The organism is Hydrogenivirga sp. 128-5-R1-1, assembly GCF_000171895.1.
In genome coordinates this window covers 63,774-85,808 of record NZ_ABHJ01000004.1, presented here as the reverse complement: position 1 = coordinate 85,808, position 22,035 = coordinate 63,774, and the positions used below count along the sequence as shown (strand labels likewise).

The following is a 22,035-nucleotide window of genomic DNA, read 5'->3' as shown; positions in this document are numbered from 1 at the left end:
GCTTAGGGATTATACCAGAACTTTATCTATCTGCTTCTCTGACATGGGTTTGGAGAGGTAGTATCCCTGCACGTAGGTGCACCCTAAGAGTTTCAAGAGTCTCAGCTGTTCCTCACTCTCCACGCCCTCGGCTATGGTCTCCATACCGAGCTTCCTCGCGAGCTCAACTATTGTCTCCACCACCGCGAGGGACTTTGAGCTCTCAACCATACGGTGAACGAACTTCATATCTATCTTCAGTATGTCAACGGGCAGTGTTTCAAGGTAGGCGAGGGAGGAGTAACCCGTCCCGAAGTCGTCTATGGCTACCCTGACACCGCTTGAGCGTATATCCTCCAGAAACTCCATAGCGTAATCAGGGTTCTCAACGAAGAGTCGCTCCGTGATCTCAAGCACCATGCTGCTGCCCACGCTCTTAGCCACCTCCTTGACCTTCTCAACGAAGGTTTCGTCCCTGAAACTCTTGGGCGATACGTTGAAGGTCACCATGAACTTCTTGTCGTGCCTGAGTATAAACTCCTTCAGTTTCTCCAGCATCCTGTCCTCAACGTCCCTTATGAGCCCTGTCTTCTCAAGGACGAAGATGAACTCCGCCGGGGACTGGATCTTTCCCCTGGGTCCCCTGAGCCTGAGCAGGGTCTCACAGCCCACCACCTCCATATTGGGAAGCCTGTATATGGGCTGGAAGTAGAAGAGGAAACGGTCTTCCTTAAGAGCCTTCTCAAGGTTAGCCCTCAACCTGAAGTGCTCCTGAACGACCCTGTTTATGTCCTTGCTGAAGAACCTGTAAGTGTTCTCTCCCTCCCTCTTGGCAAAGGAAAGGGCGGTTGAAGCTTTCTCAAGCAGACCCTCCGGGTCTTTCGCGTCCTTAGGGTAGAGAGATGCCCCAACGTTTATGTTCACTTTTATAGACTTTCCGTCCACTTCAAGGGGAGAGGAGAACAGGGTAAAGAGCTTGTCGGCTATCGTCGCCACGTCCTTTTCGGACACGCCCCTCGCGAGAACCGCAAACTCGTCACCACCGAGCCTGCCCACTATGTCCCTGGAAAAGAGCTTCTCCCTGAGCATGTGAGCCACCTTCCTGAGAATCTCGTTCCCCACCGCACTTCCGTAGACCTCGTTGAGCCCGGAGAAATCAAGTATGTCTATCAAGAAGAAGGCGTGTTCCCTGTCTCCGGCCTCCTCAAGGGTGAGCTTCACAGCCGTCAAGAAACCTTCCCTGTTAGGGAGACCCGTAAGGGCGTCCGTGTACTTGAGGCGGGCTATCTCCTCCTCAAGGTACTTCTCGGAGGTTATGTCCTTACCGAAGGCAACAAACCTCAAGCCCTTACTGCCGACCCTGACAGGGGTTATCGTCTGGTCTAAGTAGAAGAGCTCCCCATTCTTCTTCCTGTTCACGAAGACAGCCTGAAAGCTCCTCCCGGACTTTATAGTCCTCCAGAGGTTTTTGTAGAACTCCTTAGTGTGGTAGCCTGACTTGAATATCCTCGGGTTCCTGCCGAAGAGCTCATCCTGGGAGTAGCCGGATATCTCCTCAACAGCCCTGTTCACGTAAAGTATATTGCCCTCCTCGTCCGTGACCAGAACCCACTCGTGCCCCCTCTCTATGGCTGTATTTATGAGCTTTATGAACTTCTCCTTCTCTATCCTCTCAAGGGCAAAGGATATGTCCTGCTGGAGCTCCTTCAGGAGCTCAATCTCCTCCTCACCGAACATGTTGGGCGTAGCGGAGTATATGTTCAGCACCCCTACGGTTCTGCCCTTGATCTGGAAGGGTATGGCACAGGAGGACATGTAACCTCTCTTTAACATCTCCTCACGCCAGGGTGCCATGGCAGGATTAGTCCTCGTATCGGGGTTTATAACTATCCTCCCTTCTCTGAGGGCTGCTCCTGTGGGTCCCCGTCCTTCGGGAGTACTTTCGTCTATAGATATCCTTATCTTTGATACATAGCCTTTGTCGTACCCGCACACCTTGACGGGCTTAACGTACTTGGTCTCCTCATCGGGAACGCCCACCCAGACCATCCTGAAGCCTGCCTTCTTGACGAGAAGATCGCAGACCTTTGAGAGGAGTTCCTCCTCTTCCAGAGCGGATATTATGAGCTGGTTGACGTCCTTCAGAACCCTGAAGAGCCTCTCAAACTTCTTCTGTTTGGTTATATCTATGAATATGACGAAGCCCGCCGGCTTCCCCTTCCAGTATATAGTCCTCGTGAAGGTGTAGGTTATGCCAACGGTGCCGTTCTTCCTGAGTATGGGCAACTCCGAGTAAATCCTGTCAAACTGCTCACCCTTCAACCTGCGGGACACCACGTTCTTGACGATCTCCCTGTATTCGGGAGCAACGAGCTCGTGAACCTCCTTGCCTATCAGATCTTCCCTCGGGTATCCGAATATCTCCGAAGCCGCCTTGTTTGCATAAACCACACCCTCCTGATACACGAGCATACCCACGGCAGGGGCGTCGTCCACAGCCTTGAAAACCTCGTAGTACTCACGCTGGAGTGATATGTCCTCCCAAACGCCCAGAACCTTTATCTCCCTCTCGTTCATGCACTCAATCAGACTCACCGTTTCAAGGAGGTATATGTAGCTACCGTCTTTCTTTCTGAACCTGTACGAGCGGGTCAGGACGTCGTTTCCCTCTGAGAGCTCCCTGCACTCAATAGTGACCCTGTCCCTGTCATCGGGGTGTACGTTCTCAAGCCACCAGTTCGTATTGGACTTTATTTCTTTTAAGCTCCAGCCCGTTAGCTTCTCAACCCAGCTGTTGAGGAAGTCCATGCGCTTGACGCGCAGTTGTTTATCGGATATCTCCGCCTCCGCTTCATATATGGCAACGGGGATATTTTTTAATATGACCCCACTCATATCTGATAACCTTAATGATAAAACATCGGTGGCAAAGGTCAGCACTTTTAGTATAAAATCCTTGATGATGTTGTGGCTGAAGGTCTTAGCTTTGGTGCTCCTCTCGGGGCTCACCTTTGGTGGTCATCCCGAGAACCTTGAGAGGGGTGATCTGATGACTTCCTTCAAGCGCTTCGTTGAGGGTAAGGCTGACGACTACGACCTCTACATAATAAAGAGCCTCGCCGAGGAGATAGAGGAAGAGCCACCTGACTACGTCAGGTTCTTTACAAAGGGACTTATAGCGGAGAGGCATGGCAAGCTTGAAGAGGCAATAGAGAACTACCTCCTCTCCATAGAGCTCAAGCCGGACTACAACCCTTCCTACTTCAGGTTCAACGCCCTCATAAGGAAGGTTGATAACCCCGAGAGCTTCCGCAAGAAGATGACCGATATAATCTGGAGCAGGTTCAGCATACCTCCGCCCGTGATAGTTGAAAATCCAGACGACAAGTACGTCTTCCTCGTTGAAAAGATGTCCCAATACCTGCTCATATACAGGGGCAAGGTGCTTGAAAACCTCTATCCCGTGACCACCGGTCAGGACTGGGAGGACAAGTGGGTTGAGGGTGACAAGAGGACTCCGGAAGGGATTTACTACTTCACCGAGTTCATTCCACCCAGAAGGCTTCCCAAGATGTACGGGGGGATAGCGGTGGTTCTGAACTACCCCAACCCAGTGGACAGGTTGCTGGGCAAGGGTGGGAGCGGAATATGGCTCCACGGGAGCGACGAGGAGAACAGGAACAACATACCCTTCAGCACGAGGGGGTGCGTGGTTGCGGACAATAACGACCTCAGGAGCATAGTCAAGAAGATAGCTAAGAACAACACCCTCATAGCCATATACAAGGAGATACCAACGGAAATAGAAGTGGACGACGTGAGAGACTTCCTGAGGAGATGGGAGGATAGCTGGGAAGGGAAAGACCTGGAGGGCTACCTCTCATTCTACTCCAAAAACTTCAGGTGGAAGAGGGGAGGATACAACTCCTGGGCAAGGTACAAGAGGAGGGTGATACTGGGTAAAAAAGAAATAGATGTGAGTATAGAAGACCTGACGGTGCTCGCCTTCAGGAGGGGTCTATCGGAGGAGATAGAGTACTACGTGGCTGAGTTCGTCCAGCTTTACAGCTCCGACAACTACTCGGACAGGGGCTTCAAGAGGTTGTACATAATAAAGGAAGATGGAGAGCTAAAGATACTCCGGGAGGAGTTCAGAAAGGTAAGGAATCCTTAAGAAGTTCTCACGACCACACCCTTTTCCTTCAGAAACTCCTTCAGCTCAGGTATGCTCAGCTCCTTAAAGTGGAACAGCGAAGCTGCGAGGGCGGCATCAACCCCTCCCCTCTCAAAGACCTCGTAGAAGTGCTCTTTGCTTCCTGCACCACCGCTCGCTATCACGGGTATGTTCACCGCCTCGGATACAGCCCTGCACAGCTCCACGTCATAACCCGCCTTAGTGCCGTCCCTGTCCATGGAGGTGAGCAGTATCTCCCCGGCACCGAGAGTCTCCACCTTCTTAGCCCACTCTATAGCGTCTATGCCCGTTGGAGTCCTGCCTCCGTGGATGTAAACCTCCCAGCCGTCCCCCTTTCTGCGGGCATCTATAGCCACCACTATGCACTGGGAACCGAAGAGCCTGGCACCCTCATGAACCACATCAGGCTCTTTAACCGCCGCCGTATTCACCGATACCTTGTCAGCCCCCGCTTCAAGGAGCCTCCTCATGTCCTCAACGCTCCTTATCCCCCCTCCGACGGTGAAGGGCATAAAAACGCTCTCAGCCACTCCCCTCACCACCTCAATCATTATCCCTCTGTCCTCGGCTGAGGCGGTTATGTCAAGGAAGACGAGCTCGTCGGCTCCCTCCTGTTCGTACCTCTTGGCTACCTCCACAGGGTCTCCCGCATCTCTTAAGTTCAGGAACTTTACACCCTTAACGACCCTTCCCTTGTCTACGTCTAAGCAGGGGATTATCCTCTTGGCAAGCATGTTAGGTTCAATAAATGGTGCGTAAACACCATTATAATATCACATGAAAAAAGCTGTTCATCACGCTTAAAAGCCCAGCGCAGTTTACAGAATTTTAACCTTCAGGTTGTCAACCTTCTTGAAATCCGTTTCATCAAAGGTTATAAGTTCATCTGCTCCATTATGGAGCACCCATGCAGATATTACAGCATCAGCGAACTTTATGTTCTTTCCCCTGTAAAACCCCAGAGCCGATCTCACGACGCCGGAAAGTTCAACATTCATACCGGGAGTGTTTATAAGAGATTCTATTATTTCAGATATTTCTTCTTTGCTGACTCGGTAAATCTTCTCCAGAACCCAAACTATCTCTGCAACTACTATGAATGGGACAAAGATCTCCACCTCTCCACTTATCGCCTTTTCAATTAGTTCCTTTGCTTTTGTGGATTTACTTTCATCGTCCATCGTAAATAGACGGATAAACACGCTCGTATCAACTACTACCTTCTTCACGTTCTCTTATAGCCTCCTCAACAGCTTTATCTATATCCTTTCTGTTCACCGCTCTTCTTCCTCTCAAGAACCCGTAAAAATCTTTGATGGTCTTAGCTTTCTTCAACTCTATTCCACCCTCCTTCTTTTCAAGTATCAGGACATCACCCTCCTCTATACCCAGTTCTTCCCTTATCTTCTTAGGAAGAGTTATCTGACCCTTCGGAAGGACTTTTACTACAGCACCATCCTTTACTACCATCTTTTATTCTCCTACCTCATAATATATTCCGATTCTGCTGAGGTTTCATCCTGCAAAGCGTGACCAGGCAGTCCGTTGTGAAGTATTCAATAAAAACTCCGTAACAGTCCGTTTTTTAAAGACTTTTCTCCTGGACCGTATAATAGGGATAAGAGGGTAGAGAGATGAGTACGGTGAAGGAGCTTATAGAGCTTGCGAAGAATAACTACTACGGGATTAAGAACGGGGGAGAGATAGCGGACTTGATGAAGCAGAACTTTGAGGTGACAGCGGATAAGCTTAAAGAACACGGCATAAAGGTCATACTTCCCGAACAGTGGAGTCCTTTTGATGAGAAGGGTATGAGCCCCTGATCGTGGAGTACCTTCCTGAAGCGGAGTGGTTCAAACACAACGAGCTCGTCATGGACGTCATGACGCCGGGCTTTTACGACGAGGTAGCAAAACGTCTTATAGAACCGGCGAAAGTAAAGGTCGGAGCGGGTACCAGAGAACTCAGGTGGAAGTTCCTCCTGAACTACGGAAACGTCCCCGGAGTTGAGTACAACCTCGTCCTCATAAAGTCTCCTCAGGAGCTGTATGAAATATTCGGAGTGGACGGACTGGAGGGAGTGAAAGGGGTGTTGAAGAAGGAGACTGAGGAATGGTCGGGTGAGGAAGGAGAGAAAAAGATGGCTATTGCCTATATAGACAATATTAATGATGACTGTGTGGCCGTGAAACTAACTGATATGATGGGTAGATATTTTGCAGGAGTTTTTGTTAGGGATTGGGAGTTGGTGAGGCAGCTTGGTTCTTATGATGCCGTCTTGGGTATTTTGGAAAGAAAATCTAAGGAGAAGGGGCGTACGTATGAAGAACAGACGGTTGAGCTGATTCTGGGTGGTTGGGGCGATTTGTTGGCGAGCGGGTTTTACTATGAACAATCACAGGTGTTATAGTCAGAATTATTCTTTAGCACTATGGATCATTTGCATGACAGCACGGTTACCGGTTTTTCCTAATTTGTCTGGGTGAACGTTTTTAGTAAATGCATCATATTCGGCTTTTCTTTGTTCCTTACTCATCCCCGCCCACCTCTGTCTCAAAGCCTGCTCTAAAGCTTTTTCCTCATTCCTGCTCAAACCCGGTTTCCTTGCCAGCTCACCCAAGTGTTTAGCGACCTGTTCGGTGGAACCGTTCTTTATCAGGTTCACGTCCGGGGTTACACCTGAGCTTGCACTCGCACCGGCACTCGGGGAAGAGGACGGAGTTTCGTGTTTAAACGTCCCCGCACCTTCGTAGGTAGTTTGTCCGGTAGCTTCGGGCACAGAACTTCCCATCGCCTTATCCGGTGGCGAACCCGAAGGTGATCCTCTGTCTATAGGTCCACCCTGTCCTCCCGTTGTTATACCGCCTGCACCTGCTTGGGTGATTTAGAAAGGAGTCACAGATTTTATGACATAGACAGGTAGAAAGCAAACCCGTAGGGTTTATATAGAAAACAGAGATAAAACCATAAGGAGGTTCCAGATATGGCTCAGAAGGTTGCTCAGGATGTTATAAATGAGAAGCTCATCTTTGACGCCAACACGGGCAAACCCGTCAAGGAGATAGTCCTTGAGAACGGCAACATAAGGGTTGTCAAAGAGAGCGGCGAGACCGTTGAGATGCCCCTCAACACTATAAGGGGTAAGTACATAAAAATGAGGCTTGAGGCTGGGCTGAGCGAGATAACCGAACCCATATACGTCTAAGACCGATCTGGAAAGCTACGCCCGGAGGGCGTAGAATAAACTTCTATGGAGATAGAGGTAAGGCGGGGTAGTCTGTTAGAAGTTGACACCGAGCTCATAGTAAACCCAGCCAACAGCTACGGCTATATGGGCGGTGGTGTGGCCGGTGTTATAAAGAGGTTCGGCGGCGAGGAGATAGAGAGGGAAGCCGTACAGAAAGCTCCCATACCGGTAGGCGGTGCGGTGCTGACCACCGCAGGAAAGTTGAACTTCAAGGGGGTAATCCACGCTCCCACCATGGAAGAACCAGCCATGCAGACTACCGAAGATAAGGTGAGAAAGGCTGTGCGGGCTGCCCTCAGACTCGCGGACAGAGAAAGGTTCAGCAGCTTGGCAATGCCGGGGATGGGAACGGGCGTTGGCAGGCTCCCCAAAGAGGTTGCCGCAAGGGTCATGGCTGAAGAGATAAAAAACTTCCCCGCAGAGAGTTTAAAGCGTGTAGTCCTCGTTGACCTTGATGAGGAGCTCGTCAAGGAGTGGGAGAAGGCGCTCAAGGAGTGATCTTTCCTCAAGACATTCCCTCGTATCGCATACGTTGGGGAAGCAGGGTGAGCACTCAAGCCCCAAGGACAGCTGGTAAACCCTTTCGCCTACGGGCTTCCACACGATCGGGTCTGAAGGTCCGTATATCACAACGGTCGGGACACCCACGTAGGCTGACAGGTGAGATAGACCCGAGTCAAGACCAACAAAGAGCCTTGCTCCCTTAAGAGCCCTCGCTATCCAGAGGGGTTCGTAGCTCTCCACGTAGTTATTCACCTCCTCCTTTACCCAACGGTCGGCTTCGCCAACCAGGTAAACTACCTCAAGACCCATCTCTGACAGGTGCTCCTCAACCTTACGAAAGAGGGATATGTCGGGATTCTTCTTAGACGAACCGCTTGAAGGGTGCAGAACAACTCTGCCCTTGAGAGATGAAGTGTCCAGAGGTTCAAGGGGCAGCACCTTACTGAAGACTTCTCCCCTTAAACCGGTGAGCTCAAGGTAGTGCTCCAGAACCCACCTTCTCTCTTCAGGAAAGGGTGCTACGTTTCCGCTCAGGGATATATCAATCACGAGATCAAACTCTTCCTTTGGCTTCTCGCTCAGGACTCTGTCAGTCCAGCCGACGTGTCTCGCTATAGCAAAGTAGTCGGTGTTCCCGACGGCGGTGGTGTGAAAGCCCTTCCTCTTGAGTATCTCAAGGAGTGGAAAGGTCAAAAGGGTATCACCGAGACCACCCTTTCTGTAGAGGAGAGCCCTCTTCATGTGAATACGTCGTAGCTGAGTGTCCCCTCAAAGACCTTGTAAACGGCTCCGTTAAGGAAGACCTCTCTGAAATTCTCGTCAAAGTCAACACCGAGGACTTCTTCGCTCTTCGTTATAACCTGCACCGGCTTCCTGCTCACGAGACCCTTTAGGTAGGCTACTATCGCACCCGCAGTTGCCCCCGTCCCGCAGGCTAAAGTTTCCGACTCAACGCCCCTCTCGTAAGTCCTTATCTTTATGGTATCTTCGGCAACAGCCTCTATGAAGTTCACGTTCGTTCCCTTTGGCTGAAACTCCTCGTGAAACCTGATAGCCCTGCCCAGCTTCTTTACATCTACCTTATCTATGTCCTTTACGGGCACAACAAAGTGGGGCACACCCGTATTTATGAACACACCCTCAAGGTCAGTTCCCTCCACCCGAAGGGTCTTCTCAAGGGGCTCTGAAGGTGGTGTGAGCTGAACCTTCACTCTCTTGCCGCCCTCAAGCACCTCCGCCCTTATCACACCCGCAAGGGTCTCAAAGCTGACCCTGTCGTCAACTATACCGAGGTCGTAACAGAAACGCACAGCACACCTGGAGCCGTTACCGCACATCTCCGCTTCCGAGCCATCGGAGTTAAAGAACTGCCATCTGAAGTCGTTGGCGTTATCCTCCGGCTCCTCTATCAGTATGAGTCCATCCGCACCTACACCCCTGTGGGGTTCGCATAGCTTGAGGATAAACTCCTTCAGACACACGCCGAGCTCCTCTATCTTCCGGTACACCTTGCCGTCCCTGTTGTCTATGAGTATGAAGTCGTTCCCCGAGCCCTGAAGTTTTGCGAAATCCATGTGCAATATTTTAACTGGGCGGTTGAAGTGCTGTAAAATTTTCCCTTAATGAAAAAGAGAGCGATCTTAGCCCTGGAAGACGGAACCTACTTCCTCGGATACTCCTTCGGTGCAGAGGGGGAGACCCAGGGTGAGCTCATATTCAACACCTCCATGACGGGTTACCAGGAGATACTCACAGACCCCTCCTACAGGGGACAGATAGTGGTCATGACCTACACCCAGATGGGCAACTACGGAATAAACGCAGAGGATATAGAGTCCAGAGATATTCAGGTAAACGGCTTTGTAGTCAAGGAAGCCTTCACAGGGTACTCCAACTGGAGGGCTAAAGGTTCCCTCGGAGAGTATTTAAAGGAGAGAGGGGTGGTAGCCATAGAGGGAATAGACACGAGGGCGCTCGTCAAGAGGATAAGGGAGAGAGGGGTCATCAGAGGTGTTATATCAACCGTGGAGCTTGATCCGAAAAAGGCGGTTGAGAAGGCGAGAAAAGTCCCCGACATATCGGAGCTTGACCTGGTGAAGGAGGTGTCCACCCGCGAGCCCTACACCTGGTCCCAGGGCGACTGGAAGCTCACAGAAGGATACACGGACGTATACAACGAGAGACCGCTCATAGCGGTGGTGGACTTCGGAGTGAAGTTCAACATCCTCAGGAGACTTACCAACGAAGGGGCGAAGGTCGTGGTCGTGCCCCCGGAAGGTGCTATGGACTTTGTTAAGAGAGAAGACCCGAATGCCCTGTTCCTATCCAACGGACCCGGTGATCCGGAAAGGGTCGTTGAGGGCATAAGGCTCGTGCGGGAGTTCGCGGGTAAGAAGCCCATATTCGGTATATGTCTCGGTTGTCAGATAATAGGGCTCGCCCTCGGCGGTAAGACCTACAAGTTGAAGTTCGGACACCACGGGGGCAACCACCCCGTGAAAGACCTGAGGACGGGAAAGGTGGAGATAACAGCCCAGAACCACAACTTCGCGATAGACCCGGACTCCCTACCACCGGAGGTTGAAGTGACCCACGTTAACCTCCTTGATAACACCGTTGAGGGTATAAGACACAGAGAAATACCCGTCTTCGCCGTTCAGTACCACCCTGAGAACTCGCCCGGACCCCACGACTCCTATTACCTGTTCAAGGAGTTTGTTGAAATTGCTAAGAGAGCTTCTCTATGACCTCCCTTATGTAGGAGCTCTTGTTACGAAAGCTCGCCCTGTTGCATATGAGCCAGGCGCTTGACCTATCCACCTCTTCAATCTCAATCAGTCCGTTCTCCTTCAGTGTCCTACCCGTTTGGACGAGGTCAAGGATGAAGTCCGAGAGACCTATAAGAGGTGCAAGCTCCACCGAACCGCTTAGGACGAGGATGTCCACCTTCACACCCTTACGGGAAAAGAAAGACCTCGCCACGTTCGGATACTTGGTTGCCAGCTTTAGGTACGAACTCTTGAAGTAACGCTCCTCGCTCTCGGGCTTCCCCGCCACGGATATCCTGCAAACGCCTATGCCGAGGTCAAGGAGTCTGTAAACGTCCGGGTTTCTCTCCAGATAAACGTCGTACCCGCACACACCCATGTCCGCGGTGCCGTTTTCCACGTAAACGGGTACGTCAAAGGGCTTTACGAGAAAGAGGGTCAGTTCCCCCACCCGGAGGGTCAGTTTCCTACCCTCCTCAATCCTTTCGGGAAGCAAGCCCCTTGCGTAAAGCAGCTCAACGCTCTCCTCAAAGAGCCTTCCCTTGGGAACAGCGAGCTTTATCATTTCATCTTGGGTTTTATCCTTATGAGAACCTCGTCGGGGTTAACGCTCTCTCCAACCTGAACGAGTATCTCCTCAACCACACCGTCCACTGGACTGTGTATCTCGTTCTCCATCTTCATCGCTTCAACCACGAGGAGGACATCGCCCTCCTTTACCTCCTGTCCAACGCTAACTTTCACGTTCACAACCTTACCGGATATGGGGGAGGTTATGTCTCCCACGTCCCTCGGCTTAGGTCTCTTGGGTGTTACGGGAGCTCCCTCTGAGAACTCGTATCCACCCTCTCCGACCTCTATCTCCCTTATGGGCTGAAGAACGACCTCCTCAAGCCTTCCGTCCAACCTTATGAAGAAGGTTCTTCCTCCCGCGGTTTCCTCGCCCCTTCCAGCTATCTGAACGTGGTACTGCTCACCGTGAACGGTTATGTTGAACTCAACAGGTGCCTTCTCAGGACAGGTCTCGCCCTCAAGCTCTTCCATGGGAACGGGCGGAACCTCTCCCCTCTCCGCCTTCTCTCTCCACTCAAAGAACTCCTTTGCAACCACAGGGAAGAGAACGTAAGATAGAATGTCCTCCTCCGAGCGTGCTCCCGCCTCCTTAGCTTCCTCTCTTGCCTTTTCAAGCTCAGGCTCAAGGAGGTCTGCGGGTCTGGTATCGTATATGGGTTCTTCGTCTCCAAGTATCTTCCTGAGTATCTCCTCCTTTATAGGTGCAGGGGGTCTTCCGTATAGACCCTTGACGTAGTCCTTGGTTTCCTTCGTGACGACCTTGTACCTCTCCCCGTGGAGGACGTTCATGAAAGCCTGCGTCCCGACTATCTGAGAGGTTGGAGTAACCAAGGGCGGATAGCCGAGGTCTTCCCTGACCCTCGTTACCTCTTCAAGCACTTCCTCCAGCTTGTCCTCAAGGTTCTGCTCCCTGAGCTGGTTTATGAAGTTGGTTATCATTCCGCCGGGTATCTGGTGTATAAGGACACCCACGTCGGGGTAAGGGGGGAGCACGTCAAACTTGCTGTACTTGTGTCTGACCTCCCTGAACATGTCCCCAGCCTTCTTGTAAAGCTCGGCATCAACGTTCACTTCGTAACCAAACTCCCTGAGTACGTAAACCATGGTCTCCCCGGGAGGGTGCGATGTCTGGCACGAGAGGGTGTAGAACGCGGTATCTATCATATCCGCACCGGCTTCTATACCTTTGAGCTGTGCCATCTCAGCCAGGTCGGCGGTCGTCTGGGTGTGCAGGTGGACGGGATACTCCGAAAATTCAGCTTTTAGGGCGGATACGAGGTCGTAGGCTACCTTCGGTGAGAGGAGTCCAGCCTGGTCTTTTATGGATATTATGTCTATACCCATATCCACGAGCTCTCCGGCAACCTTCACGTAGTACTCAACGGTGTGGACGGGGCTTATAGCGTAGGAGAGAACTCCCTTGACTATTCCCCCAACCTTCTTGGCGGTCTCTATAGACTTGCGCATGTTCCTCGTGTCGTTCAGGGCATCAAATATCCTGAAAACCTCTATCCCGTTGTCGTATGCCTTCTTTACAAACTCCTCAACCACATCGTCAGCATAGTGCCTGTAGCCCACTACGTTCTGTCCCCTGAGGAGCATCTCCAGCTTCGTGTTCTTGGCTATGTCCTTAAACTTTCTCAGCCTCTCCCAGGGGTCTTCCTTCAAAAACCTGAGGCACACATCAAAGGTGGCTCCTCCCCAGACCTCAAGTGACCAGAAGCCGCACCTGTCAAGCACCTCAATGGTGTTAACCATATCTTCAGTCCTGACGCGGGTTGCAAGGAGGCTTTGAACGCCATCCCTTAGGGAGACATCGGTTACAAGAATCTCTCTCATGCTCAAACTCCTCAAAAGGATAGTATAGCCCAAAAGTTGGGTCTACAATTACGGAAAAGGCGTGGAGCTAAAAGCCTGCCTCTTTAATGAACTTCTTCATGATGGTCATGGTCTTCTTGTAACCTAAAGCGTAAAGCTCATCAGCCTTCCTCACGTCAAGGGGAGAGAACTTCACTATGTCGGGCGTTATCACGAGGTCGCACAGCTCCTTCCTCTTATCCACGTTTGAGCGCACCGCAAGAAAGAAGCTCCTTATAAGTACGTTCACTATATTACCCACCCTATCGATCCGCTCTATGGGGTTCACGTCCACACCTATCTTAGGTGTTCTGTACCTCTCAAAGGGTTCCACCGGAAGGTTGTTCATCACACCCCCGTCTATTAGAACGTACCTCTCGTACTTGACGGGCTCAAATATGCCCGGAAGTGCACAGCTACCCAGAAGGACAGGTACGAGCTCCCCTTTCTTGAAGTAAAACGAACGGGCTGATAGCAGGTCTGTGGCACAGATGTAAACCCTTCTGGGAAGCCTCTCCAGCCTGTCAACGGGTATAAGCTCTTTCAGATACTTCTCAGCCCTCTTGAAGGAGAATAGACCGCTCCGCGGTATCTTGGGTCTGAATAGGGAGAACCATCGCGTCTCTTTGACGAGCTTGAGCATATCCTCCGGAGTGTAGCCGTAAGAGTAAAAGACCGCAACTATTGAGCCCGCACTCACTCCGCTGAGAGCCTTTATACTGAAGCCGAGCTCCTCAAGGGCTTTTATCACCCCTATGTGGGCTATACCCCTCGCCGCCCCACCGGAAAGGACGAGATTAACCCTCATCAGGCTTCCCCAAGAGTACCGTGCACATACAGGCTATTCCCTCAACCTCACAGAATCCCTCCCTCCTCTTGCCTTTAATTGATATCCTTTCCAGAGGCAAACCCGTTAGCTCAGAGAGCTTACCCTTTATCTTCCCCTTGTAAGGAGCTATCTTGGGCTTGTCCGCTATCAGAACGCAGTCAAGGTTTATGAGCTCGTAACCTTTCTCCCTCACCCTCTCCAGGGCTTCCCTCAAAAACAGCTCCGAAGGAGCTCCCTTCCACCTCTCGTCCCTGTCGCTGAAGAGCTCCCCTATATCTGGCTCTCCAAGGGCACCCAGTATAGCGTCGGTTATAGCGTGGAGCAGGACATCCCCATCGGAATGCCCCTTGAGCCCTAAGGGGAAGTCTATACAAACACCGCCTATGTAAAGGGGCTTGCCCTTCTCAAACTCGTGGGAGTCAAAGCCAAGACCAGTTCTGAAGTGCACCGAAGACATACCCATCACACGTTGAACCTGAAGTAGATTATGTCTCCGTCTTGGACTTCGTATTCTTTGCCTTCAAGACGGACGAGACCCTTTTCCTTAGCCTTGGTCATGGAACCGACCTTTATGTAGTCCTCGTAGTTTATGACCTCCGCGGCGATGAAGCCTCTCTCTATGTCCGAGTGGATCTTGCCCGCAGCCTGGGGAGCCTTAGTCCCTTTAACTATCGTCCACGCCCGAGTCTCTTTCTCGCCTGCGGTAAAGAAGGTGATCAGGTTTAAGAGCTTGTAGCCTTCCCTTATGACCTTGTTCAGTCCGGGCTCTGATAGTCCGTAAGCCTCAAGGAGCTCTCTCCTCTCCTCCTCCTCAAGACCCGCAAGCTGAGCCTCTATCTCCGCACAGACCACCACAACTGGAGCGTTCTCCCTCTGTGCCCTCTCCCTTACCTTCTGGAGGTGGGGGTTGTTCTCCCCCTCTGGGAGGTCTTCCTCGCCTACGTTCGCCACGTACATCATGGGCTTTGTAGTCAGGAGGAAAAGATCCTTCTTTGCATACTCCCAAGCGTCCTCGGGGAGTTCTTCTCTGTGTCTTCTGAGGGGCTCAAGGCTATCAAGTATCTCTTTGATCGCCTTCAGATGTCCGAGCTCTTCCTTTGCCTTTTTATCACCGCCTTTGGCGGTCTTTTCAACCTTTTCAAGTCTCTTATTTACGCTCTCCAAGTCCTTGGCTATTAGCTCCACATCTATGATGTCAGCGTCCCTTATGGGGTCAACGCTGCCCTCCACGTGAACCACGTCCGGGTTCGCAAAGCACCTGAGTACCATCGCTATGGCGTCCACCTCCCTTATGTGGGAGAGGAACTGGTTGCCGAGCCCTTCGCCCTTGCTGGCACCCTTCACGAGACCTGCTATGTCCACGAACTCTATGAAGGTGGGGGTTACCTTCTTGGACTTTTCCAACTCCGCTATCCTGTAGAGCCGTTCGTCAGGGACTTCCACCACGCCCACGTTGGGCTCTATGGTGCAGAAGGGATAGTTGGCTGCCTGAGCTTTGGCGGTTTGGGTGAGAGCGTTAAAGAGGGTAGACTTACCCACGTTGGGGAGTCCCACTATTCCGAGATTAAAACCCATAGCGGAATAATATAGCCCCTATCAGGTCATATTTCCACCCAGCACCTGTTCCCTGAGCAGTTGGAGCTCTTCAAACATCTCCTTGGTGTTGAAGCGGGTCTGGTAGGTATCAAGCATCAACCTCCAGTCCCAGTAGTTGTTTTTAGCCTCAAGGAAGGAGATCTTCTCCAGCTTCCCTCCGATGAAGAGGGCTAAGAAGGTTGACAGGACAGGCGAGCTCTGCTTTAGAGACTCCCAGGCGAGGACTCCCATGACAAAAACCTCGTTTCCACAGCGCTCACCGAAGCCCGCTACACCGAGCACGTCCTTGACCTGAGATGGGTAAAGCCTCCTGAGACCCTCCTTGAAGGGTTCAAGGAGCTCCATAAACTCTTCCTGGGTGAGCTTCTCCGCCTTGAGCTTTCTACCCTCTCCTTTCCTCTTCTTCCCGCCGTCCCCCGAGGGGAACTCAATTATCTTACCCATCACTTAGACCCACATATGTACCTAACTCCCACCTCCGTCTTCGCCCAGTGGGGCGTGTTAGGATCAAGCTCCACCATGTCCCCTTCCCTAAGGGTTATCTCCTTTCCCTCCACGCCTATAACAACCTCTCCCTCAACAACCCACCTAACTTCTCGGTCTGGGTGGGTGTGGGTGGGGTAGTAAGTTCCGGGAGGATCAGACCAGGTGTAAACCGAGTAGCCCTTCCTCCTGAGGGTATCCTTTATCTCTATCTCATCCTTCACACCGGTGGAATCTACCCTCACTCCCATAGCATAAAATTATATGCGTCCGATGCTCCTTGAAAAGTGGGACACCTTCATAAACGAACTCAGAACCTTCTTCAGAGGTAGAGGCTATCTTGAGGTTTCAACCCCTGTACTGCTGAAGTTTCCCAACCTTGACTCCAACGTAGAGCCCATACCTGTGGAAGTTAAGAGGAGAGGAAGAAAAGAGACCCTCTGGCTCCAGACCTCTCCCGAGTACTCCATGAAGAAGATCCTTGCGGAGTATAAGAGGCACATATTCCAGATAGCCAAGGTCTTCAGAAACGACGAGCACGGCAGACTCCACCGCCTTGAGTTCCACATGCTTGAGTGGTACAGAATAGGAGCAGACTACCGCTACCTGATAGAGGAGATAAAGGAACTCCTCCGGGAGCTGTTCGGCTATGAGGAGTTTGAGGAGATCAGCGTTTCCGAAGCCTTTGAAAAACACTTGGGTATAGAGCTGGGTGAAGACGAGAAAGACCTTAAAGCGTCCCTGAAAGATAAGGGCATACACTTCCAAGAGGAAGAAGGCTGGGAGACCCTCTTTTACAGGGCGTTCATAGAGGTGGAGAGGAGGCTGGGATTTGATAAGCCCACCTTTTTAAAGGACTTTCCCGAAAGGCTCTCAGCCCTTGCAAGGGTGGAAGGCGGATTAGCTAATAGGTTTGAGCTGTTCATAAAGGGGATTGAGATCGCCAACGGCTGGACGGAGGAGACAGACCCGGAGGAGGTGAGGAGAAGGATGAAGACTGAGGCTGAAAAGAGAAACCTGCCCATAGACGAGGAGTTTATAGCAGCGCATCACAAGATACCTCCCTGTGCAGGTTGTTCCATCGGTGTGAACAGGCTCTTTATGCTCTGGGTGGGAAAGGAAACCCTCAACGATATAGAATTATTTAACCATGAGCCCCTTTGAGGTATTTCTGGACATAGTTCTCAGGTTTTCAGACCTAAAGTGGTCAGAGTTCAGGGACGACCTCGTGGTCAAGTGTATGAAGGCGCTCAGGAAGTTCAGGGACGGCAGGAGCGTTGAAGAAGTCCTGTCGGACAGGAAGCTATCTTCGGAGATAGAGGGCATACTTGAGTACCTGCACAGCTTTGCTGAGGAGAACGACAGAGAGGATGTGAACAGGGTTATAGACGCCCTCGGGATGTTCACGAAGGCTCCCGCGCCGTGTAAGATGAAGATAATAGCCCTCGTGGAAACGCTCACCGGCAGAGGAAAGGCTAAGGGTTAGGTATCCTGATCTCAAGGGTTTTCCTATCACCCTTTTCGTCCTTTATCCTTACCTTGAAAATAAGGTTTCCCTCAAATCCGAGTTCTTTCAGGGCTTCTTTATGCGTATAGTTTATCCATATCAGAGAGTTATCCGCACAGGCCACCTCTAAGGGTTTGTTCCAGAAATCTATCTCCTTAAGTTCTACATCCGAAAAGCAGGGACATATCCTTAGAGGAAGCAGATAAAACCCATTCCTTTTGGGCATAAGTTCGGTCTCAACAGACCACGCATCGTCTCCGATCTTAACCAGCGCGAATACATTCTCAGTCTCATCTTTGTAGTAGGCAAGACCGTAGCAGGGAACAGCGTAAGTGTATCTGAATATCCTGTGAAGTCCTTTGGGGTCTAAGTTGGGACTCGCCCTACTTACCTTTGGGGGGTCAAAGACCTCAAGGGTTATACGCTCCGCGTCCTTTACATATATCATAACGTCCCTCTCCCTCACCTCCACCTTTCCTATCTCTAAACCAAAAACGAACCCTGAGAGAATGAGCAGGAGACTAATCCACATCTATCCTGAAAGCCTCCATACAGACCTTGCTATGATCAGAGTAGATCACGTAGAACCTGTCCCTGTTGAAGACTACGTCCTGAGGAGGCAAACCTTCACACTCCAGCCTCCTGTAATCTACCACCCTGCCACTTTCCGCTTTGAGGACCATTACCCTGCCCTTGAGAACGAACCTTTCATAGACATGATCCGGGTATGGAACCGCAGAGGTCCTTCCGAGGATATTCCACGTTTTTAAATCCCTCAGCTCAGCTTCGGTCTCGTTGTATAGACAGAAGACGGTTCTGGAGTGCACCCTTACCCTGCACCCCTTTGGGACCTTTCTGAAACTCCCGTCTTTGAAAAGAAGAAAAGTCTCATCCCCGTCAAAGAACACCTTTACATCCTCACCCCTCCATCCGTTTGAAAACCCACCAAAACCGAGGGGCTTTGTTCTAAGGTTCCCGTCCACAAAGACACACCTTTCTCTGCAGAATACAAAGGCACCGTCCATGAGGTAAACCTCGGTTCTTTCAGGCAGGTCTATAGTCTTTAGAGCGTTGCCCTTTAAGTCCACAACTAAAGCCTTGCCCCTGTAATGCCTTTCTTCAACACACCCACCCTGCCAAGTCGGGCTGACACATATACTGTAGGGAGGTCGGATAACTATGTATCCCCTTTCTCCCAAGGGAATGAAAAGGTAGCGTTGATATATGTTTTCTGTTTTGTAGGACAGGAGCCTCTTAAGGGATCCTGCCTCGGGGTCAAGTCTGTATAGATAGCTCCTCATATCGTATGTTTCAAGGGTTATATAGAACTCCCCATCTGAAAGGACGACGAGCCTGACATCTCCTCCGAGATCCACCCGCGCCCTGGTATTGAGGTCTTTGTCCATAACTATCATCTTCTTGGTAGACGTTTCGCCAATCCGCCCCAGGAGGATCACAAGACCTCTGAAGAAGCTTGCGGAGAAACTTCCGGTAACTGTAGCCACCTTTTTAATTACCCTCCTTGCGGGTCTGAATGTAATCCTTTCCCCATCCTTCCTGAGATCTATTACCTTCCCGAGGATACACACGAACCTTTTGCCCCTCTTCTTCACTACACGTCCTTCCCTGCTAACAAATAGGTTCCAGTCCTCACCCCATGTCCAGTAGATATCCTCGCATGGAACTACGCCTCTCTCCTTGGGATAAACCCAGTGCTTTGGGAAGGGATCCCTTATCTTGATCACCCTGCCCTCGTGGACTATCTCCACCCTTTTGTCCTCACCCACCCTCGCAACCGCGGGGAGTTTTCCCAGGACCCTCTCTTTCATGGTTGCAAGGTCAAGCTCAAAAAACCTGCCATTCCTTACCAAGAGTAGCCTGTTATCTTTCAGGTAAGTGGGGTATCCTTCAACACATATTTTCTCTGAAAGCAGGCATGTGTATACCCTGTCCAACTTGTCCGGATCGACGGATAGTAAGGCTTTAAAGACGATTATCCTACCCTTTCTTGAGAGGAGCTTTATCTCGGGAAAGCCCTGCTCCGCGAGAAGCCTGTTTATGTCCTGGGAGGTGGAGCTGTGGGGTTTAGAGTATGCAAGCGCGAACGTGCAGAGAAAGATCAGAACAGCCCTGCCTATTGTATGCACCGCATAATATGATATAAACTCTGTAGTTTAGAGGTGTAAAGCTTTGAAGATAGGCGAGATATTCAAAAAGGGGATCTTTTCAGTATCCTTTGAGTTCTTCCCTCCAAAGGGTGAAGAGGGAGAGAGGCAGCTGTTCCAAACCATAAAGGAGCTTGAAGAGCTAAAGCCCACCTTTGTGTCCGTCACCTACGGGGCGGGGGGTTCCACGAGGGACAGGACGAGGAACGTAGTCAAGAGGATCCACGAAGAAGTCGGACTGACCGTAATGGCACACCTGACCTGCATAGCCCATACGAGGGAAGAGCTGATAGAGATACTTGAGGATTACAGGGGGATAGGGATAGAAAACATACTCGCCCTGAGGGGGGACGTTCCCCACGATACGCCCGACTTTAGACCCCCTGAGGGAGCCTGCAGTTATGCGAAAGAGCTCGTTGAGCTTATAAGAGAAAGGTTCGGAGACTACTTCTCTGTGGGGGTTGCCAGCTACCCGGAGGGTCACCCCGAATCCCCCAACATGGAATGGGAAATAAGGTTCTTCAAGGAGAAGGTTGAAGCCGGGGCTGACTTCTCCATAACCCAGATGTTCTTTGAGAACAGGTACTACTACGAGTTCGTGGAACTCTGTCTAAAAGCTGGAATAGAGATACCCATAATACCAGGGATAATGCCGATAACCAACTTCAAGCAGATAAAGAAGTTCGCCAGCATGTGCGGTGCTACCATACCCCAGTCCCTCATAGAGAAGATGGAGCCCGTGGAAGATAAACCCGAGGAGGTAGCAAAGATAGGTGTTGAGTTTGCGGTAAAGCAGTGTGAAGACCTCTTGAGGAACGGTGTCCCGGGTTTACACTTTTACACGCTGAACAGATCTAAAGCCACCCTAAATATATACTCAGCCATAAAGGATCTGGTCCCGGTCAGGGACCTATATGCCTGACGAAGGAGGGAACCTCCTCACTCCTAAGCCAGCCGGCGTCTTCAAGCCTCTCGTCTATAAAGTCCCTGTCCCTTCCCAGCTTCTTGGTTAGGTAGTCAAGAAAGCCCTTTCTATCTCCCTTGAACTTCTCCACCTCCTCCTCGCTGACCTCCGGAAAGCGCGAAACTACCCTCCTCTTGACCTCCTCCCAGGCTGCTCTGTTCTCGTAAAGAACGAACTTCTTGTTCCTCACTCCCGTCTTGGTCACGAGCTCTTTCAATCTCTGAACCATCTCGGGGTCGTAGGTGAGTATAGCCTCCGCCATGACCGGGTCAAGGGTGTAGTAAATCCCAAAAAGCTTGCCGAGGAGTCTCCTCTTTGTTCTTATGAACAGGGTCAGCTTATCCTTTACCTCTTCAAGCTTTTCGTAGAGGAGTTCCCAGTAGTTGAGCATCTCAAGTTCCAGACCACCCAGATACCTCACGTGGGCGGTTAGCTCACTTATACTGAAGTTCATCTTCTCCCGGACTCTGGGCTTTTCCTTGTTGGGTCTTGTGTCTCCGTAGTCCGCATGGGCGTCCGTGTGTACGGGAGGTATTATGTGGTAGTGCTCCGATTCCCACCCAGCCTTTCTCAGTACCTGCTCAGCTCCGTGCTCGTCAAGGTTGTACCTCTCCATCAGGAGTTTTTTAAGACCCTCTCTGTCCTTCTTATACCTGTCAAGCTCCTCCTCAGGTATGTTTATCTCCACGTAAACGAGCTTTTCCTCCCCGTTGTTCCCGGGCACTATTACGTTCTTCCTACCGTTTATGTTCCTTCTTATGAACTCCCAGTCCTCTTCGGTCATTATGGGCTCGGGGTGCCAGCGGGAGTCCATTTCGCTCTCAAGCTCAAGGTAGGGGACGGTTTCGTACCAAGTGGCTTTAGTTAGCTTCTCCTCTATAAGCTCGGTCGGTTCGCCGATCTTGTCGTGAACGTAATCAATGAACTCCTGTCTCTTGAACTTGAACCTGTCTATCTCATCAAAGGTGAGCTCCGGGAAGAATATCTTCAGCTTATACCTTATGTAATCCCAGTTGCCAAAGAGGTTCTGGGGCTCTAGGACTTCCTCAAAGTACGGATGCCTCTTCATAAAGTCAAAGTAGTAGGATATGTACTGTCTCACCTTGGGATCTGTGTTCATGAGAGCTTCCATGAACTTGGGGTCAAACTCCTTAATCATTGAGAGGAGCCTTGCTATGTTTACCTTCTTCACGTTGTGCAGGTGGCACAGCTCTATCGCATAATCTTTGGGGATCTTGTGGTTTATCTTGCAGTACTCGTTCATAACGTCCATCTCGCGCTTGAGGAGCTCCCTCAGCAGCACGAGCTTCTCCACGTTAGACAGACTTTCCTTTAGAACAAGGGTCTCAAATACTCCCATGGCACCAC

At 51.0% G+C, this 22,035-nt stretch carries 26 protein-coding genes; 9 read left to right on the top strand and 17 right to left on the bottom strand.

Annotation, left to right across the window (positions count from 1 at the left end; genetic code table 11):
- Positions 1-9: 9 nt before the first annotated feature.
- Positions 10-2,874, bottom strand: a complete 2,865-nt coding sequence (locus tag HG1285_RS17250) for an EAL domain-containing protein (protein ID WP_008286807.1) — start codon at positions 2,872-2,874, stop codon at positions 10-12.
- Between HG1285_RS17250 and HG1285_RS12340 the strand changes: the two genes are divergently transcribed.
- Positions 2,861-4,153 carry a L,D-transpeptidase family protein gene (locus HG1285_RS12340; RefSeq protein ID WP_232219460.1) on the top strand — a complete coding sequence of 431 codons (1,293 nt, stop codon included), beginning with the start codon at positions 2,861-2,863 and terminating at the stop codon, positions 4,151-4,153. The two genes, HG1285_RS17250 and HG1285_RS12340, sit on opposite strands and share 14 nt — an antisense overlap.
- Here HG1285_RS12340 and hisF read toward each other — a convergent pair.
- The 3 genes from hisF to HG1285_RS12355 all read right to left on the bottom strand — a co-directional run bounded on the left by hisF (position 4,150) and on the right by HG1285_RS12355 (position 5,644).
- Positions 4,150-4,908, bottom strand: a complete 759-nt coding sequence (hisF, locus tag HG1285_RS12345) for an imidazole glycerol phosphate synthase subunit HisF (protein ID WP_008286805.1) — start codon at positions 4,906-4,908, stop codon at positions 4,150-4,152. The two genes, HG1285_RS12340 and hisF, sit on opposite strands and share 4 nt — an antisense overlap.
- An 84-nt stretch (positions 4,909-4,992) precedes the next feature.
- A complete protein-coding gene (locus tag HG1285_RS12350; protein ID WP_008286804.1) occupies positions 4,993-5,403 on the bottom strand; it encodes a type II toxin-antitoxin system VapC family toxin in 411 nt (136 codons plus the stop codon).
- Positions 5,384-5,644 (bottom strand): AbrB/MazE/SpoVT family DNA-binding domain-containing protein, encoded by a 261-nt coding sequence (locus tag HG1285_RS12355; RefSeq protein ID WP_008286803.1) that lies wholly within the window; start codon positions 5,642-5,644, stop codon positions 5,384-5,386. Before HG1285_RS12355 ends, HG1285_RS12350 begins: the two co-directional genes overlap by 20 nt.
- A 164-nt stretch (positions 5,645-5,808) precedes the next feature.
- On the opposite strand from HG1285_RS12355, the gene HG1285_RS12360 reads away from it, so the two are divergent.
- Positions 5,809-5,997: a hypothetical protein gene (locus HG1285_RS12360; RefSeq protein WP_008286802.1), complete on the top strand. Its 189-nt coding sequence runs from the start codon at positions 5,809-5,811 to the stop codon at positions 5,995-5,997.
- A 2-nt stretch (positions 5,998-5,999) separates the two neighbouring features.
- Positions 6,000-6,584, top strand: coding sequence for a hypothetical protein (locus HG1285_RS12365; RefSeq protein WP_008286801.1), 585 nt, complete (start codon positions 6,000-6,002; stop codon positions 6,582-6,584).
- Positions 6,585-6,590: 6 nt separating this feature from the next.
- On the opposite strand, the gene HG1285_RS12370 is transcribed toward HG1285_RS12365, so the two are convergent.
- Positions 6,591-6,953, bottom strand: coding sequence for a hypothetical protein (locus HG1285_RS12370; RefSeq protein WP_008286800.1), 363 nt, complete (start codon positions 6,951-6,953; stop codon positions 6,591-6,593).
- 204 nt (positions 6,954-7,157) lie between these two features.
- Here HG1285_RS12370 and HG1285_RS12375 point away from each other — a divergent pair, with 204 nt between their 5' ends.
- Both HG1285_RS12375 and HG1285_RS12380 read left to right on the top strand, forming a co-directional pair.
- Positions 7,158-7,379, top strand: a complete 222-nt coding sequence (locus tag HG1285_RS12375) for a hypothetical protein (RefSeq protein WP_008286799.1) — start codon at positions 7,158-7,160, stop codon at positions 7,377-7,379.
- A 45-nt stretch (positions 7,380-7,424) separates the two neighbouring features.
- A complete protein-coding gene (locus HG1285_RS12380) occupies positions 7,425-7,919 on the top strand; it encodes an ADP-ribose-binding protein (protein ID WP_008286798.1) in 495 nt (164 codons plus the stop codon).
- On the opposite strand, the gene HG1285_RS12385 is transcribed toward HG1285_RS12380, so the two are convergent.
- Together HG1285_RS12385 and dapF are read right to left on the bottom strand one after the other, a co-directional pair.
- Complete coding sequence (locus HG1285_RS12385; protein WP_008286797.1) at positions 7,848-8,666, bottom strand: glycosyltransferase family 9 protein; 819 nt, start codon at positions 8,664-8,666, stop codon at positions 7,848-7,850. The two genes, HG1285_RS12380 and HG1285_RS12385, sit on opposite strands and share 72 nt — an antisense overlap.
- A complete protein-coding gene (gene dapF / locus HG1285_RS12390) occupies positions 8,663-9,499 on the bottom strand; it encodes a diaminopimelate epimerase (RefSeq protein ID WP_008286796.1) in 837 nt (278 codons plus the stop codon). The genes HG1285_RS12385 and dapF overlap by 4 nt, the downstream gene beginning before the upstream one ends.
- Positions 9,500-9,547: 48 nt before the next feature.
- On the opposite strand from dapF, the gene carA reads away from it, so the two are divergent.
- Positions 9,548-10,672, top strand: a complete 1,125-nt coding sequence (gene carA / locus HG1285_RS12395; RefSeq protein WP_008286795.1) for a glutamine-hydrolyzing carbamoyl-phosphate synthase small subunit — start codon at positions 9,548-9,550, stop codon at positions 10,670-10,672.
- On the opposite strand, the gene hisG is transcribed toward carA, so the two are convergent.
- The 7 genes from hisG to HG1285_RS12430 all read right to left on the bottom strand — a co-directional run bounded on the left by hisG (position 10,653) and on the right by HG1285_RS12430 (position 16,282).
- Positions 10,653-11,258, bottom strand: a complete 606-nt coding sequence (gene hisG / locus HG1285_RS12400; protein ID WP_008286794.1) for an ATP phosphoribosyltransferase — start codon at positions 11,256-11,258, stop codon at positions 10,653-10,655. The two genes, carA and hisG, sit on opposite strands and share 20 nt — an antisense overlap.
- Complete coding sequence (gene oadA, locus HG1285_RS12405) at positions 11,255-13,105, bottom strand: sodium-extruding oxaloacetate decarboxylase subunit alpha (protein WP_008286793.1); 1,851 nt, start codon at positions 13,103-13,105, stop codon at positions 11,255-11,257. Before oadA ends, hisG begins: the two co-directional genes overlap by 4 nt.
- 67 nt (positions 13,106-13,172) lie before the next feature.
- Entirely contained in the window at positions 13,173-13,931 is a 759-nt protein-coding gene (locus HG1285_RS12410; RefSeq protein WP_008286792.1) for a patatin-like phospholipase family protein, read from the bottom strand.
- Complete coding sequence (gene ispF / locus HG1285_RS12415; protein ID WP_198005428.1) at positions 13,921-14,409, bottom strand: 2-C-methyl-D-erythritol 2,4-cyclodiphosphate synthase; 489 nt, start codon at positions 14,407-14,409, stop codon at positions 13,921-13,923. Before ispF ends, HG1285_RS12410 begins: the two co-directional genes overlap by 11 nt.
- A 5-nt stretch (positions 14,410-14,414) precedes the next feature.
- Positions 14,415-15,527, bottom strand: a complete 1,113-nt coding sequence (gene ychF / locus HG1285_RS12420; protein WP_008286790.1) for a redox-regulated ATPase YchF — start codon at positions 15,525-15,527, stop codon at positions 14,415-14,417.
- 21 nt (positions 15,528-15,548) lie between these two features.
- On the bottom strand, positions 15,549-15,992 hold the full coding sequence (locus HG1285_RS12425) for a hypothetical protein (protein ID WP_008286789.1): 444 nt from the start codon (positions 15,990-15,992) through the stop codon (positions 15,549-15,551).
- Entirely contained in the window at positions 15,992-16,282 is a 291-nt protein-coding gene (locus HG1285_RS12430) for a cupin domain-containing protein (RefSeq protein WP_008286788.1), read from the bottom strand. The genes HG1285_RS12425 and HG1285_RS12430 overlap by 1 nt, the downstream gene beginning before the upstream one ends.
- Positions 16,283-16,295: 13 nt before the next feature.
- Between HG1285_RS12430 and epmA the strand changes: the two genes are divergently transcribed.
- Together epmA and HG1285_RS12440 are read left to right on the top strand one after the other, a co-directional pair.
- On the top strand, positions 16,296-17,195 hold the full coding sequence (epmA, locus tag HG1285_RS12435) for an elongation factor P--(R)-beta-lysine ligase (protein WP_232219459.1): 900 nt from the start codon (positions 16,296-16,298) through the stop codon (positions 17,193-17,195).
- A complete protein-coding gene (locus HG1285_RS12440) occupies positions 17,182-17,517 on the top strand; it encodes a hypothetical protein (RefSeq protein WP_008286786.1) in 336 nt (111 codons plus the stop codon). Before epmA ends, HG1285_RS12440 begins: the two co-directional genes overlap by 14 nt.
- On the opposite strand, the gene HG1285_RS12445 is transcribed toward HG1285_RS12440, so the two are convergent.
- Both HG1285_RS12445 and HG1285_RS12450 read right to left on the bottom strand, forming a co-directional pair.
- Positions 17,507-18,070, bottom strand: a complete 564-nt coding sequence (locus HG1285_RS12445) for a hypothetical protein (RefSeq protein ID WP_008286785.1) — start codon at positions 18,068-18,070, stop codon at positions 17,507-17,509. The genes HG1285_RS12440 and HG1285_RS12445 overlap by 11 nt on opposite strands.
- Positions 18,060-19,685, bottom strand: coding sequence for a hypothetical protein (locus HG1285_RS12450; protein WP_008286784.1), 1,626 nt, complete (start codon positions 19,683-19,685; stop codon positions 18,060-18,062). Before HG1285_RS12450 ends, HG1285_RS12445 begins: the two co-directional genes overlap by 11 nt.
- A gap of 43 nt (positions 19,686-19,728) precedes the next feature.
- On the opposite strand from HG1285_RS12450, the gene metF reads away from it, so the two are divergent.
- Positions 19,729-20,625, top strand: a complete 897-nt coding sequence (metF, locus tag HG1285_RS12455) for a methylenetetrahydrofolate reductase [NAD(P)H] (protein WP_008286783.1) — start codon at positions 19,729-19,731, stop codon at positions 20,623-20,625.
- Here the strand turns inward: metF and HG1285_RS12460 are convergent.
- Positions 20,606-22,027: a hypothetical protein gene (locus tag HG1285_RS12460; protein WP_008286782.1), complete on the bottom strand. Its 1,422-nt coding sequence runs from the start codon at positions 22,025-22,027 to the stop codon at positions 20,606-20,608. The two genes, metF and HG1285_RS12460, sit on opposite strands and share 20 nt — an antisense overlap.
- Positions 22,028-22,035: the final 8 nt, after the last annotated feature.

Coding starts and splice junctions, on each gene's coding strand:
- HG1285_RS12340 (WP_232219460.1), top strand. CDS start 2,861: ATGACCCCACTCATATCTGATAACCTTAATGATAAAACATCGGTGGCA.
- HG1285_RS17250 (WP_008286807.1), bottom strand. CDS start 2,874: ATGAGTGGGGTCATATTAAAAAATATCCCCGTTGCCATATATGAAGCG.
- hisF (WP_008286805.1), bottom strand. CDS start 4,908: ATGCTTGCCAAGAGGATAATCCCCTGCTTAGACGTAGACAAGGGAAGG.
- HG1285_RS12355 (WP_008286803.1), bottom strand. CDS start 5,644: ATGGTAGTAAAGGATGGTGCTGTAGTAAAAGTCCTTCCGAAGGGTCAG.
- HG1285_RS12360 (WP_008286802.1), top strand. CDS start 5,809: ATGAGTACGGTGAAGGAGCTTATAGAGCTTGCGAAGAATAACTACTAC.
- HG1285_RS12375 (WP_008286799.1), top strand. CDS start 7,158: ATGGCTCAGAAGGTTGCTCAGGATGTTATAAATGAGAAGCTCATCTTT.
- HG1285_RS12380 (WP_008286798.1), top strand. CDS start 7,425: ATGGAGATAGAGGTAAGGCGGGGTAGTCTGTTAGAAGTTGACACCGAG.
- HG1285_RS12385 (WP_008286797.1), bottom strand. CDS start 8,666: ATGAAGAGGGCTCTCCTCTACAGAAAGGGTGGTCTCGGTGATACCCTT.
- dapF (WP_008286796.1), bottom strand. CDS start 9,499: ATGGATTTCGCAAAACTTCAGGGCTCGGGGAACGACTTCATACTCATA.
- carA (WP_008286795.1), top strand. CDS start 9,548: ATGAAAAAGAGAGCGATCTTAGCCCTGGAAGACGGAACCTACTTCCTC.
- hisG (WP_008286794.1), bottom strand. CDS start 11,258: ATGATAAAGCTCGCTGTTCCCAAGGGAAGGCTCTTTGAGGAGAGCGTT.
- oadA (WP_008286793.1), bottom strand. CDS start 13,105: ATGAGAGAGATTCTTGTAACCGATGTCTCCCTAAGGGATGGCGTTCAA.
- HG1285_RS12410 (WP_008286792.1), bottom strand. CDS start 13,931: ATGAGGGTTAATCTCGTCCTTTCCGGTGGGGCGGCGAGGGGTATAGCC.
- ispF (WP_198005428.1), bottom strand. CDS start 14,409: ATGTCTTCGGTGCACTTCAGAACTGGTCTTGGCTTTGACTCCCACGAG.
- ychF (WP_008286790.1), bottom strand. CDS start 15,527: ATGGGTTTTAATCTCGGAATAGTGGGACTCCCCAACGTGGGTAAGTCT.
- HG1285_RS12425 (WP_008286789.1), bottom strand. CDS start 15,992: ATGGGTAAGATAATTGAGTTCCCCTCGGGGGACGGCGGGAAGAAGAGG.
- HG1285_RS12430 (WP_008286788.1), bottom strand. CDS start 16,282: ATGGGAGTGAGGGTAGATTCCACCGGTGTGAAGGATGAGATAGAGATA.
- epmA (WP_232219459.1), top strand. CDS start 16,296: ATGCGTCCGATGCTCCTTGAAAAGTGGGACACCTTCATAAACGAACTC.
- HG1285_RS12440 (WP_008286786.1), top strand. CDS start 17,182: ATGAGCCCCTTTGAGGTATTTCTGGACATAGTTCTCAGGTTTTCAGAC.
- HG1285_RS12445 (WP_008286785.1), bottom strand. CDS start 18,070: ATGTGGATTAGTCTCCTGCTCATTCTCTCAGGGTTCGTTTTTGGTTTA.
- HG1285_RS12460 (WP_008286782.1), bottom strand. CDS start 22,027: ATGGGAGTATTTGAGACCCTTGTTCTAAAGGAAAGTCTGTCTAACGTG.